Here is a 13,868-nt window from a genome sequence, read left to right on the forward strand (position 1 = left end):
ACCCTCCACAAAAAACCTTGCGAAAAGCCGAAAAACGACTCACAACAAAATGACGGGACATCCTATAAGGAAGGACGTCCACACAAAAACCCCGACACCCCATGAACCGCGCTAACGGACCCCCAAAGGGGCGGGCATCGGACTGGCAATCATTGACTCACAAAAAAAGTAGTACAAACACGCTCTTGAGTTCTCAAACCACCACCACTCGAACCAACCCGGGCACCCCAGGAGGGGAACCCGCGCCGACCGGCAGCAAGGGAATAACTTACACGAAAACCAACCCCAACGCAAACCACCACCCCAAAAACCCCGGAAACAAGCCACTCCACCGGCGTGTCGCACACCACCAAAAACACGACACAACCAACCCCACCACCACCAAACCACCACCACAAACCACACCACCACGGCGTGTCACCAACCAACACCATGCCGACGAAGCACGGACCGCGCATTCCCGGGGCAGGCCCAGACGTCCACATACGATCCACCCGCCGCGCCCGAGCACCCGAAGGCGGGTAGCCTGAAACCATGAAGAAGATCGCAGTACTGACCGGCGCCGGCATCTCCACGTCGGCGGGCATCCCCGACTTCCGCGGGCCGGAAGGCGTGTGGACCAAGCATCCCGAGCAGATGAACGTATACGACATCGACGCCTTCCTCTCCGACCAGGAGGCGCGCGAGTACTCCTGGCGATGGCAGAAGGAGTCGCCCGTGTGGAACGCGCGGCCCGGCGACGCGCACCGCGCGCTGGCGGAACTCGAACAGGCCGGCATGCTCACGCTGCTCGCCACCCAGAACTTCGACGCGCTGCACGAGAAGGCGGGCAACACCGACAAGGTCGTCGTGAACCTGCACGGCACCATCGGCACGTCGCACTGCATGAAGTGCCGCGCGCGGTACGACACCGCGGACATCATGGACCGGCTCGACGACGAGCCCGACCCGCACTGCCACCGTCGGCTGCCGTACAGCGGCAACATGCCGTGCAACGGCCTGATCAAGACCGACGTCGTGTATTTCGGCGAAATGCTGCCGGACGGCGCCATGGAGACCTCGATGCGGCGCGTGGCCGCGGCGGACGAGTTCTGGGTCATCGGCTCGACGCTCGAGGTGTTCCCGGCGGCGTCGCTCGTGCCGGTCGCGGCGCAGGCCGGCGTGCCGATCACCATCATGAACATGGGACGCACGCAGTACGACCGGCTCGCCACCACGCTGATCCACGAGGACATCGCCGTCGCGCTGCCACGGCTCGTGCATGAGACCATCGCGGCGGAGACCGGCGCACAGCGCTGACGCCGCGGCGGCAACGACTCGGCGCCCGCCGAAGCCGGTGCCGCGGCGCCGCCGCGTGAACCGACGCCGTAGAGATGTACGTGACATGACGCCTCGCGGCACGTGAGACCGGCCTGTATCGGGTTCGTGCGGCACCGCCGATGACGCGGCACCGCTCGATGACGCCACGCGGTCCCGATGACGGGCGATCGACGGTCCGTACGGCGTCCCGAAGCCACATAGCTGCATTATCTGTGGCGGATTCGGCGCCTTGCAGACACCCAACTGCGCTACGTGGGGCACCCCGACGGCGCCCTGCCCGGTATGAATGGCGGAATACCGCCATCGATACTCGGGGTCTTCCGATAAGACCGCCTCACCTAATGCAGTTGGATGTCCGCAAACCGCCAAATCCGCTACACATAATCGATAAACCCGTCCATCTGGTGAAAATGCGCCCGGCCAGAGCCAGCCCCGCGCCTCACAGTTGGCCAAACGCCGGCCCACACCGTCCAACGGCTGCCCGGGCCCGGCTCCGAAAACGGCATCCAGCCCACGCTCTACGCCATCGATCGCCGACGGCCGATCGGCACGGCTCCAAAGCAGTAACATCCACGCGACTGGAGCCGCACGCAGCAGCATGGCGGTCTGGTACAGGATGGCGGCCAAGCCCACACATCCTGAACTGTCCGGAAGATGCTCGGTTTGTTCGGGTCGCGGAAACGCCCACATGTCAAAACCCGCACCATTGTCAAGGCGACGGGCACACCGTGCGGGCGGCCCTCCACGCAAAAGCCGTGCGCCCAACACGCTGGGACGCACGGCTTCCGACGATCTCCGGGGACCTGGAACCGGTTCAGTAGATGCGCCGGGGCTCGAACCCCGCGTTGCGCAGCGCCGCGAGGATGCGGTCGATGTGCTCCGGGCCGTTGGTCTCGACGGTGACGCCGAGCGCGACCGCGTTCGTGTACACGCCCGCCGCCTTGAACTGGTCGTGGTCCAGCGCGATGACGTTGGCGCGCTCCTGCGCCAGCAGCGTGGCGACCTTGACCAGCTGGCCCGGGGTGTCCGGCAGCTCGACCTCGAAGTTCATGATGCGGCCGCGCGCGATCATGCCCTTCTGGATCACCGCGCCGATCGTGACCGTGTCGATGTTGCCGCCGGAGATGATCGGCACCACCACATGCGGCCCCGGCGCGGACGCGAACTTGCGGGAGCGCAGGTTGAGATGCTCGAGCGCGGCCAAAGACACCGCGCCGGCGGCCTCGACCACGAGCTTGTGCTTCTCCAGCATGAGCAGGATCATCTCGTTGATGTCGCGTTCGCTGACCGTGACCAGGTCGTCGAGGAACTCGTTGAGCAGCGCGAACGTCAGGTCGCCCGGCCGCTTCACCGCCACGCCCTCGGCGGAGGTGACCACCTGGTCGGCCGCCACCACGCGCCCGGCCGCGAAGGAGTTCTTGAACGCCGGCGAGCCTTCGGGGATCGCGCCGATCACCCGCACCTCGGGCTTGAACGTCTTGACGGCCAGCGCCACGCCGGCGCCGAGGCCGCCGCCGCCGAGCGGCACGACGATGTCGGTGACGTCCGGCACGTCCTCGAGGATCTCCATCGCGATGGTGCCCTGGCCGCACAGCACCTCATAGTCGTCGAACGGCGCCACGTACACCATGCCCTGTTCCTCGCTGAGCCTGGCGGCGTAGGCGGCGGCCTCGTCGAACACGTCGCCGTGCAGCACGACCTCGGCGCCGTAGGCCTTGGTGGCGTCCACCTTGAGCGGCGGGGTGATCTGCGGCATCAGGATCGTGGCCTTGGCGCCGCGCTCACGGGCGGCGTAGGCGACGCCCTGCGCATGGTTGCCGGCCGACGCGGTGACGATGCCGCGCGCCAGCTCCTCGTCGCCGAGCGAGGCGATCTTGTTGTAGGCGCCGCGGATCTTGAACGATCCGGTGACCTGCAGGTTCTCCGGCTTGAGCAGCACCTGGTGGCCGGTCATCTCCGACAGGGCCTGCGAGGGGATCATCTCGGTGTGCCGCGCCGTGCCCTTCAGTCGCTCGGCGGCGAGCCTGAGCTCGGCGGCATGGTCACGCTGCAATGCTTTGAGAACGTCTTTCTGCTCCATAATCCGTATTGTAGGCGGAGGGACGCCGAGACCGCGGTCCGCGTCCATGGACGCGATGCGGGACGGCGAAGCCCGTGGACCCGCAACGACGGCGGACGGCGGAAACGACGGCGGACCGCCCTGCGGCATATGCGCAGGGCGGCCCGCCGAATCGATCGGTTCGCCGGCGACGGCGACGCCGCGTCACAGCCGCACGACCATGCCCTCCCACGGCTCCAGCTCGTTGACGGCCAGCGCGGCGACCGCGTGCTCCGGATCGTACGTGGCGATGACGATGTCGGAGGACTCCACGCCCTCGCCGAGCAGCTCGTCGCATTCGCGCGGCAGACGGGTGCGTTCGCCGGACATGTTCACGATCGTCAGCAGCGTCTCGTCGCCGAGCGTGCGGGTGAACGAGTACACCCGCTCGTCGTCGGCGCCGACCAGCGTCCAGTCGCCGGCGGCGACCGTCGGGTCCTCGTGGCGCAGGGCGATCAGCCGCTTGTAGAACGCGTGCACCGACTGCGGGTCGTCCACCTCGGCGGCCGCGTTGATGGTCGCATGGTTCGGATTGACCGAGATCCACGGCTCGGCGGCGTCCTCGGCGGTGAACCCGGCGTACTTCGAGGCGTCCCACTGCATCGGCGTGCGCGAGTTGTCGCGGCTGCGGCGGGCGAACGCGTCCATCATCGACTCGGGGCTCTGCACCTTCGCCTCCTCCACACGCTGGCGGTAGGCGTTGAGCGTTTCGAGGTCGCGGTACTGGTCGAGGCTGGTGAAGTGGGCGTTGGTCATGCCCAGCTCCTCGCCCTGGTAGACGTACGGGGTGCCGCGGTGCATGTGCAGCAGCAGGCCGATCGCCTTCGCCGAACGCGCGCGCGACTCCTCGCTCGAGTCGTCGCCCCAGCGCGAGACCACACGCGGCTGATCGTGATTGCAGAAGAACAGGCTGGTCCAGCCGGCCTCGGCGACCGCGGCCTGCTGCTCGCCCAGGGTCCGCTTCAGCTCGGTCAGCTTCAGCGGGGTCGGGTTCCACTTGGTGCCGTTCTCGCAGTCGACGTCCATGTGGGTGAACACGAACAGCATGTCGAGCTCGCCATTCCTCGGGTCGGTGATCACGCCGTTGCGCGCGGCGTCGACGCCCGGGGCCTCGCCGACGGTGATGAAGCCCTCGCGCCCGGCGAACACCTCGCGGCGCATCTCGGCCAGATACTCGTCGACGCGCGGGCCGTCCGAGCAGAACGGGAACGGCGACGAATAGCCCTCCTCGCCGACCGGGTTGTCCTCGATCAGCGAGCCGTCCTCGCCGGGCAGCTTGCCGTTGGCGTCGTAGGTCTTGGAAATCTGGGTGATGACGTCCATGCGGAAGCCGTCGATGCCGCGGTCCATCCACCAGTTCATCATGTCGTACACCGCATGGCGCACCGCCGGGTTCTCCCAGTTCAGGTCCGGCTGCTTCTTCGAGTACTGGTGCAGGAAGTACTCGCCGCGCTGTTCGTCGTACTGCCAGGCCGAGCCGCCGAAGTACGAGCCCCAGCAGTTCGGCTCCGCGCCCGGGGTGCCGGGCTCGTGGCCCGGGCGGGCGGGACGCCAGATGTACCAGTCGGCGTGCGGGTCGTCCTTGTCGCGCGAGGCCTGGAACCACGCGTGCTCGTCGGAGGTGTGGTTCACGACGAGGTCCATGATGATCTTCAGGCCGCGCTTGTGCGCCTCGGCGAGCAGCTCGTCCATGTCGGCGAGCGTGCCGAACATCGGGTCGATGTCCTGGTAGTCGGCGATGTCGTAGCCGTTGTCGTCCTGCGGGGACCTGAACACCGGCGACAGCCACAGCACGTCCACCCCGAGGTCGGCGAGGTAGTCCAGGCGCGAGGTGATGCCCTTGATGTCGCCCATGCCGTCGCCGTCGGAGTCCTGGAAGCTGCGCGGGTAGATCTGGTAGACGACGGCGTTCGCCCACCACGGGTTCGGCGTCGCGCCGTTCGTGCGGACACCGTCGGGCAACGCGGTTCGCTGTTCGGTGGTCATGGCTCTTCCTTTCCGCCGGACGTGATGCCATGCGGCGTGCCACCGCAGATCCATGCACGGTGCCGGACCACGTCCGCCGTCACGGCCGACGGCGGTGTCGTTCATGGTTATCGGTCGGCCCCCAAGGGGCGTGACACCGGTCGGACGGCTGGATTGCAGACGCTTTCATGCACCGTCGACGGCATCGCTCACCCAAGTATCCACCAACTTGAATGGCCCGTCAATTCCCGCGTTTCAAGTCGAGGAACCACGCTCGAACCCGTATGAGCCGGCTTGTATACACGTTATTCACATGCTTGCGAGGCATCGCATATGCATACGCATACAGCCCGGGGTGGCGGGTGCCACACGCCTAGCTCATCAGACGAACCCGACGGCCGGCGCACCCGACCAGGCACAGCGCGCCGCGGCGCCCCACCTCGGCGGGCGCGTCGTCGCACAGCACACGCGTGCAGCGGCCGTCGGGGTCGAGGAACGCGAACGTGCCCGACTCGGACAACGTGACGTCAACCGACTCGACGGCGCCCCGCGCATCACGGGTCTCACGGATCTCCTCGATGCAGGCGGGCGCCAGGTACTTATCGATCAGACCGATCGGCACGACGCCGTCCGCTCGTCCGCTCCGCCGTGCCGCCTCATGCACGTAGCACAGCCGCGTCTCGCCGTACGCGAGCTTCACGGAAAACGTCTCGCCGGCCGCCAGCAGACGGGCCGAACGTTCATCCCAGTCGATCAGCCAGCCGCCGTCGGGGCCTGCGCTGATCTCGGCGGTCTGCACACCGTCGGCGAGCAAACCTACGTACGCCGACACCGTCCAGTCGCCGCTGGGCGCCGCGACGCACCACGCGCGATCCGAGCGCGTCGGGTCGGCAAGCAGCGCGCCGCCCACGGGCACGGCGGCGCGGTCGGGGCGCAGCACGCTGCCGTCGGCCAGCATCAGCGGCGTCAGCACCGCCGGGTCGCTGCGTCCGGCGGCGTCCGAACAGTACACCGGCCCGCCGCTGAGCGCGCGCATCAGCGCGTGGGTGCGCGCATGCGGGTGTTCGCTCCAGAACATGTCCCAGTCGCAGCGGTACAGCTCCCCCATCAGCAGCGAGCAGTAGGCGTTCTGCATCAGGTGCTCGGCCAGCGACGACGGGTCGTGCGGCAGGAAGTCGTCGCTGGTGCGCGTCACCGCCGACGACGGCCGGTGCCAGTAGTCCTCCGGGGCCATGCCCATGCAGTTGATCAGCGCGCCGCCCATCTCGCTCGCGGCCATCCGGTCAAGCGCGGCGTGGCGGCCGATCGTCGCCTCGCCGTAGCTCTCGACGCCACGGGTCATCACCGAGGTGGAGCTTTGCGAGTCGATCTTGATGCAGTCGATGCCGGCGCCGCGCAGCAGCGACAGCCACGTGCCCCAGAACATGCCGGCCTGGCGACGGCCCGGCGCGGGGATCAGGCATCCGTTCGAGGTCGCCGTCAGGTGGTCGGCGACCATGCCCGCGGCCGGGCCGCCCGGCTCCAGGCCGCTCCAGTAGCCCTGGAACGCCGCCCAGACGCCCACGTGCCGCACGCCGTACCGCTCGCGCAGCAGCGCGGCGGTGTGCGCCAGACCGTGCGGGAAGCGCTCGGGGTCGGCGTCGAAGCCGATCAGGGTCTCGGCGTCGCGGTCGGTGCGCGACCAGCCGTCGTCGATCATGACCCACGACACCGGGATGCCCTTGGCCCGGAACTCCTCCATCTTCTCGACGATGGCGGCCTCGCTCACGTCGCGGCCGAGCGAATCCCAGGTGCACCAGCCGAATCCGGACAGCGCCCCGGGCAGCGGGCGGTCCTCGACCGTGGCGACGCCGAGCCGCGCGGCCGCGGCCTCGACGCAGGCGCGGACGGCGTCGGACGGGGTGCCGGCGAGCGCCATGTACGCGGCCACGTCGGCGAGCGCGGTGCGGCCGGACCGGTTCGAGGACAGCGCGATATGCAGGCCGGGCGTACGATCGGCCGGCGAGCCGTGGGTCGCCGCGCCGCAGGTCTCCGGCTTCGAGGCCGCCGATCCGGCCGACGCCGGAGATACTCCGGCCCCCACGTCCGAGGTGGACGTTTCGTTGGCGGTACCGTGCGGATCAGCAGTGTCCCGCAGATCGGCGGCACCTTGTGAACCGGCGGCACCGCACGGATCGACGGTTCCGTGCGAGTCGGCGGAGTCATCACACGGATCGGCCGCTTCGCCATGCGCGCCGCCGACGCCGTACAGGTCGGCGCGGGCGTCGTCGCCGCTGACGGCGACCAGCGCGGCCCACGCCTCGCCGTCGCGCCACAGCATCATCTGCGTGCGTTCCGGCACCTGAGCCAACGTATCGCACCACGCGGGGCGCATCCACCACTCCTTGTGCTGGTATAGGCACAGGAACGGCCCGGCGGCGCGGCCGGCGAAGCCGAGCGCCGCGTCGAGGCCGCGGTCCGGGTCGAGCGTGTCCTGCTCCTGGAAGCGCGCGCCGCGGTCCTGCGGCTGCGGGAGCGCGACGTTCGCGTCGATGCGCCACACCCGGTCGTTCTCGGCGACGACGGACAGCGCATCGTCCGGCAGGGGCAACGGCATGGGTGCGGCGGCGCGGCCGGCGAGGCCGCGCAGACCGGAGCGGACGAAGGCGCGCACGCCGCGCGCGGACAGCGGCGCGGCGGCGGCATCGGACGATACAGCAAAACCTGTCGTATGGTCTACAGGCAGGGACAAAGGCATAACGGTCTCCTTCACTCTCATGACCGACAACCATCACTGCATGATATGCAATACCTGCACGATGCAGCATAACAAAATGCCGCAGGAACACCGTTCCCCCCAACGGCATCTCCTCAAGTCGGCAATTGCCACCCGCACATCAGCCAACTCATCGAGACACTCGAAACATTCGGCATTGAAAATGCCGGTAGCCTCACCCCATTAGCGAAGATACGGCTACCGGCCCAGGATGATGCGCCAGTTGCAATCAGCAAAGCCATCATCTGTTCACGACGACACCACGTCAGGCAGCGAATCTCAGCATCTCCGATGCTTCGGGACACCGATCCGTCTGAACGATACAGATCGCCTCAGGCTAGGACTATCGCCTCGTATGGCTCCAACATCAGGGTGTCTCCGGATAACGTTCCTTCACGCCCGACATTGGACAGCAGCACCCGTATCTTGTCGTCCAACGATACGGAGACGGACTCGTGCTGGAAATTGCAGAGCACCCGCACAACGCTGCCATCAGCGCCTACTCGATCGTAGGCCACCACGTTCTCCTTCTGTTCGAACACCGGCGTACATAGCCCTTCGGACAGGCTTGAGCTCCACCGCGGATCCATCCGTAATGCAATCAAGCGTTTGTAATACCACAACACCGACGTATCATCGTCGCTCTCGACTTCAACATTCGTTTTCTGCCAATCGCGATTGATCGGAAGCCACGGTTGCCCTTCCGTAAAGCCCGCGTGCTCGCCCGGAGTCCACTGCATCGGCGTACGGGCATTATCACGGCTGCGGAATGAGACAACACGAAATGCATCCTGCTCGCTTAATCCCGCCTCCAGCGCGACGCGGTACTGATCATGGGTGAAGACATCATCGAATTGATCGATGTCATCGATTGTCGCATTGCCCATGCCCAGTTCCTGTCCTTGATAGATAAACGGCGTACCACGCAGAAGGAAGAACAGCGTGGCCAGCATCGTGACGCTCTCATATGTCGCCTCCGGCAGCAGTCGGCTGATGGACCGCGCCGAATCATGGCATTCCAGATGGGTCGGCGACCACACCCCCAGCCGCTGCTGTTCTCTCTGCGCTTTGAAAACAAGCGCTTTCCATTCCTCGACGCTCCACGGACGCACCGCATACCATGCAAGATTGTCGGGGTCCACATACGGATCTTGATAGTGGAATTCGAATATCATCGAAAAAAATCCATCAGGCCCCGCATAATCACGCAACTGCTCGTAAGGCACATCGCTGGCCTCCGCGACAGTCAGGCAGCCTCGCCGATCAAAAACCTCCTGACGCATCTCGGTGAGGAACGCACCGATGCCGGGCTGGTTGCTGCTGCCCACAGCGACACCGACCAAGCCATCGGGGCCGTCAGCCGGGAAGCTCTCAAAACGCTGATCCTTCTTGATATAGGTAATCGCATCAACCCGGAATCCGTCGACCCCATGGTCCAGCCAGTAGTTGATCATTCGGTACAGCTCATGGCGCAGCCGGGGATTCTCCCAATTCAAATCCGGCTGTTCCTTGGCGAAGACGTGCATATAGTATTCATCAGGGTTGCCCGGCATCGGCTCCCACACGGAGCCACCGAATACGGAGCGCCAGTTGTTCAGCTGATTCTTATGCCGGATGATGAAATACCCATGTTCGTCGCTAAAAGGATCGTTGCACGCTTTTTTGAACCACTCATGCTGATCGGAACAATGGTTGATCACCAAATCGCACAGGACCCGAATACCTCGAGCATGCGCCTGACGCACCAATTCGTCGAAATCCTCATTGGTACCGAATAACGGATCCACATGATAATAGTCCGCGATATCGTAACCGTTATCCACCATCGGCGAGACGAAAAACGGGGAAAGCCAAATCACGTTCACGCCAAGCCATTGCAGATAATCCAATTTACCGATCACGCCGCGTAGATCCCCCACGCCGTCGCCGTCACTGTCGGCGAAGCTTTTGGGATATATCTGGTACACAACCGAAGATCGCCACCATTGCGCATCCGCCATTCCCGAGCTATCGTTCCCGCACTCCGACAGATCTCGACCTTCCGCCCGAACACATGTCTGCATCATAATCTCCCTGTCAGAAGCCGTCTGAACATCCGTCTTACGCATGTCGCATCTCCCTACTCCTTGACGGCGCCAGCCGTCACGCCCTTCATGATCTGCTTCTGCAGAATCAGGAAGATGACGATGATTGGCACGATGCTAACGAGCACGGCGGGGAACACCAAATCCCAAGCATTGCCATACTGGCCGTTCTCAGCTTTGGCGAAGTACACCGATAGCGTCAACGTTTTCAGCGGCTTGTTGCCGATAACGAGGAATGGCAGCATGAAGTCGTTCCACAGCCACATGCCGTTAAGAATCGCGACCGTGGCGGTCGTCGGCTTCAGTAATGGCATGATCACGCGCGTATAGACCTGAAACACGTTGGCCCCATCCACGATGGCCGCCTCTTCGAGGGATTTCGGAATCGACTTGATGAATCCGTGGTACAGGAACACCGACATGGACAGACCGAAGCCGGCATACATGATGATCAGTCCGGGAACATTCTTAAGTCCCATTTTGTCGAACTCTGAAATCAACGGATACATCAACGCTTGGAATGGAATCAGCATCGAAGCGGTGAAGCAGAGCAACAGCACGGTCGAAGCCTTGCCCTTATAACGAACCATCATCCATGCCACCGCAGAGGATATGACCACAATCAGCAGCACTCCGACGACCGTGATCAATAGCGTCACCAAGAACGATGGGACCAGGTCGATTTTCTCAATGGCTGCGGCGATGTACTGAAGATTCAGCCCTTTGGGCAATGCCAACGGAGTCTTGACGATCTCCGTCTGCGATTTCATCGAATTAATCAGCAGAAAGACAATCGGAAAGAGCGTGACCAGCGCTCCGATGATGAGTACCGCGTAAATGATGACTTTTGGAAACTTCCTGCTCATGCTTCAATCTCCTTGCGCTTGGTGAGCACGACCTGCGTGACCGACACGGCGGCCACCATCAGGAAGAACAGCACCGCTTCGGCCTGAGCCAGGCCATAGTTGTTACTGGTGTCCGCCGGCACTCGCATGACCTGCAGCGCAAGCATCCTTGTATCGAACTCGCCATTGGTCAACGCCACATTGGGATCCAACATCTTGAAGCAACCGGACAACGTCATGAAGAACACGATGGTGAAACTGGGCATCAGCATCGGAACGGTCACGTAGAAGAAACGCTGTACCGCATTCGCGCCATCGATCTGCGCGGCCTCGTAGTAGTCGCGCGAAATGTTGGCCAGACCTGTGGTGTAGATCAGCATCATGTATCCGGACTGCTGCCAGACCGTGATGATCAGCATGGCTATGATGTTCTTCCACCGATCTTGCGTCATATTGCATAGCAGGTCGATCGGAATAAGCCCGTCCGGCCCGAATAGCAACTTCGAAAAAATATTCTCGTAAATGAACAGCCAGATGTATCCCATCGCCAAACCACCAAGCAGGTTCGGCAGGAAGAACGTCGCACGGAACAGACCGATGGCATGTCCGATTGAATTAATCAGCAAAGCCTGGGCGAGCGCAACGATATTCACCGCAATCACCGCAACGATCGTAAACACGATCGTATACCCCAGCGCATGTTGAAAATCCTCATCCTGGATGGCGTTCACGTAGTTCTTCAGACCGACCCATGCCTCGAATGCATTGGACCCGCCTTTGTAGTACACACCACGCCATGCCGAGAACGAGTTAATCACGCCGATGATGAACGGCACCAACACCACGATGCCGAACAAAACAATCGCGGGGATGACAAATGGGAAAAACCATTTCTTATAGAACTTATTCATAGCTAGACTTCCAATACCAACAAGATCGCAGGGCGACCGGCTCTCCGTCCGGTCCGCGCGGCGCCGATCGCCCAACGATCATCGTCGAATCACTCGCCGGTCAGGCTCGCCTTCAGTTCCTTCCAATGCGCGATTTCCTTGTCCGCAAACTGCGCATATGTCGAAGGATCCCATTCAGCCTGCACCATGTACTGCTGTTTCATGTCGTCACCGACATCGACCAGCCAGCTTCCCGGAGCCGCGTCAAACGGATTGCTCAGGGTGTCGCCCTGGTCAAGGTAATAGCGCACGGCATCGTTCAGAATATTTTCATTCCTCATGTCAAGATCGTTATAGACGATGAAACCACATTCATCATTGAGGAACTGCTTGCCTCGTTCGGAAGAATACAACCAGACGATAAAGTCCTCTGCATTCTTCTTCTGCTGTTCGCCCGCCTGCTTGTTGATCATCCAGTAGCTGGGCATCACCGGGATCGTGGTGTTGAACGTTTCTGGAGTACGCCCTTCCACCTTGATATCGCTTTGCTCGAACGGCATCTTGATGGGAATGATGTCGAGCGTCTCAAGATTCGACGCGCCGATCTTCTTCAGGTTCGGATAGATCCAACTGCCCTGCTTATAGAACAGCCCCTTGTTGTCGGCGAACAACTGAAGCGAATAGTCATACGAACCGGTGGTGGAGTCGACGAAGCTGGAACCGCGCGGGTTCGGTCCATCCTCACCGGCCGCGTGCGACGTGTTGTATTCCACGACTTCCATCTCTTTGACGATGGCGCTCTTGGCATCCTCGATACGGTCGGCATCGCCGTACACGGCGTCGGAGAAGGTGGAATACACCGTATTAAGGGGGAGATTGATCATATGATTCGCATAAGTCCACGTCTCGGCGCCAGCTTCGACGAAAACTCCGGTCAGGCTGCCGGTCAGATCGGTCTTCTGAGCGGCGGTGGTGTACTCATGCCCGTTCACAGTGACGGTGGACGACTGCCCCTTGATAAAGTCATCCACCGCATCGGTGAAGGAACGGAAATCGTCATAAGAGCATTTCCGCAGATCCTCCACCAGTTGCGCGGCGTCATCGAGATTGAACAAATCACGGAGCATATTGGTGTTGACGATATAGCCATATCCCTCAAGCGTGATCGGGATGGCAAAGGTCTCATCGTCCGGCCCCGTGATACGCGCCGAATCCGGAATCTCATCAAGCAGTTGCTTCAGCTCCTGATTCTGCGTCTGCGACAGGTCCTCGATGAAATCCCCGCCGGACGGCCCCCACGAAAGCAGATCCGTGGTCGCCCAAATCACAGGTGGATCCTGAGAGGTCATTTCCGTGTTCATGATTTCGGTGACGTTCTGTCCGGAACCAGCCGAAAACACTTTTACCTGCACTCCGGTTTCATCCTGGTAGTCCTGCGCAAGCTGTTCGAGCGCAGCGCCAATCTCGCTTTTCCCGTTGAAAATGTATAACGAATTGGCATCAGACGACGAAGAGCTGCACGCAGCCACCGACAACAGACACGCAATCGCCGCCCCTCCGGCTATTGCTTTCTTTGCTTTTGACGAAATACTCATCTTGGTTTCCTTTTCTCTCGCGGATCATCCCACGGTGTCTTCTTCGGCACCACGCCAAGCTGTTTTGCTAAGCGCTTATGCGTAACTATAGGAACACTCAAGTCAGATTGTCAACTCAGCGCTTAGGCACAGGGGGGCCACGGCGTGTCGAACCGGTTTATTGAGGGGTTGCACACTCACCCATCCACCTCCTCCTGTCACACAATGTGTCATAGGACGCGGTTTGATAGCACAGCATTATCTCAGCGCTTAGTGTCATTGCACAAAGCAACGGTATAATCGGTGGCACGGCATCGTTAGGGTGCCTTCAAGGAAG

8 protein-coding genes are annotated in these 13,868 nt (G+C 62.5%); 1 reads left to right on the plus strand and 7 read right to left on the minus strand.

Translation table 11 applies throughout. The features are described 5' to 3' along the window. Positions 1-534: 534 nt before the first annotated feature. Positions 535-1,299, plus strand: a complete 765-nt coding sequence (locus KIH73_RS01920; RefSeq protein WP_219079996.1) for an SIR2 family NAD-dependent protein deacylase — start codon at positions 535-537, stop codon at positions 1,297-1,299. 835 nt (positions 1,300-2,134) lie between these two features. On the opposite strand, the gene ilvA is transcribed toward KIH73_RS01920, so the two are convergent. The 7 genes from ilvA to KIH73_RS01955 form a co-directional block, all read right to left on the minus strand. Continuing rightward, positions 2,135-3,400 carry a threonine ammonia-lyase gene (gene ilvA, locus KIH73_RS01925; RefSeq protein WP_219079998.1) on the minus strand — a complete coding sequence of 422 codons (1,266 nt, stop codon included), beginning with the start codon at positions 3,398-3,400 and terminating at the stop codon, positions 2,135-2,137. A 183-nt stretch (positions 3,401-3,583) separates the two neighbouring features. After that, positions 3,584-5,404, minus strand: a complete 1,821-nt coding sequence (locus KIH73_RS01930; RefSeq protein ID WP_219080000.1) for an alpha-glucosidase — start codon at positions 5,402-5,404, stop codon at positions 3,584-3,586. Between the two features lie 352 nt (positions 5,405-5,756). Further along, positions 5,757-8,120 carry a Sip1-related alpha-galactosidase gene (locus KIH73_RS01935; protein ID WP_219080002.1) on the minus strand — a complete coding sequence of 788 codons (2,364 nt, stop codon included), beginning with the start codon at positions 8,118-8,120 and terminating at the stop codon, positions 5,757-5,759. Between the two features lie 350 nt (positions 8,121-8,470). After that, the gene (locus KIH73_RS01940; protein ID WP_219080004.1) at positions 8,471-10,246 is read right to left on the minus strand and encodes an alpha-glucosidase; all 1,776 of its coding nucleotides are present in this window, start codon (positions 10,244-10,246) and stop codon (positions 8,471-8,473) included. A gap of 11 nt (positions 10,247-10,257) precedes the next feature. Further along, the gene (locus KIH73_RS01945) at positions 10,258-11,088 is read right to left on the minus strand and encodes a carbohydrate ABC transporter permease (protein WP_219080006.1); all 831 of its coding nucleotides are present in this window, start codon (positions 11,086-11,088) and stop codon (positions 10,258-10,260) included. Beyond that, positions 11,085-11,978 (minus strand): carbohydrate ABC transporter permease, encoded by an 894-nt coding sequence (locus KIH73_RS01950; protein WP_219080008.1) that lies wholly within the window; start codon positions 11,976-11,978, stop codon positions 11,085-11,087. The genes KIH73_RS01945 and KIH73_RS01950 overlap by 4 nt, the downstream gene beginning before the upstream one ends. A gap of 89 nt (positions 11,979-12,067) precedes the next feature. Further along, positions 12,068-13,552: an extracellular solute-binding protein gene (locus KIH73_RS01955; protein ID WP_219080010.1), complete on the minus strand. Its 1,485-nt coding sequence runs from the start codon at positions 13,550-13,552 to the stop codon at positions 12,068-12,070. Positions 13,553-13,868: the final 316 nt, after the last annotated feature.

It is taken from the genome of Bifidobacterium phasiani (assembly GCF_019331775.1).
Taxonomy (GTDB): Bacteria; Actinomycetota; Actinomycetes; order Actinomycetales; family Bifidobacteriaceae; genus Bifidobacterium; species Bifidobacterium phasiani.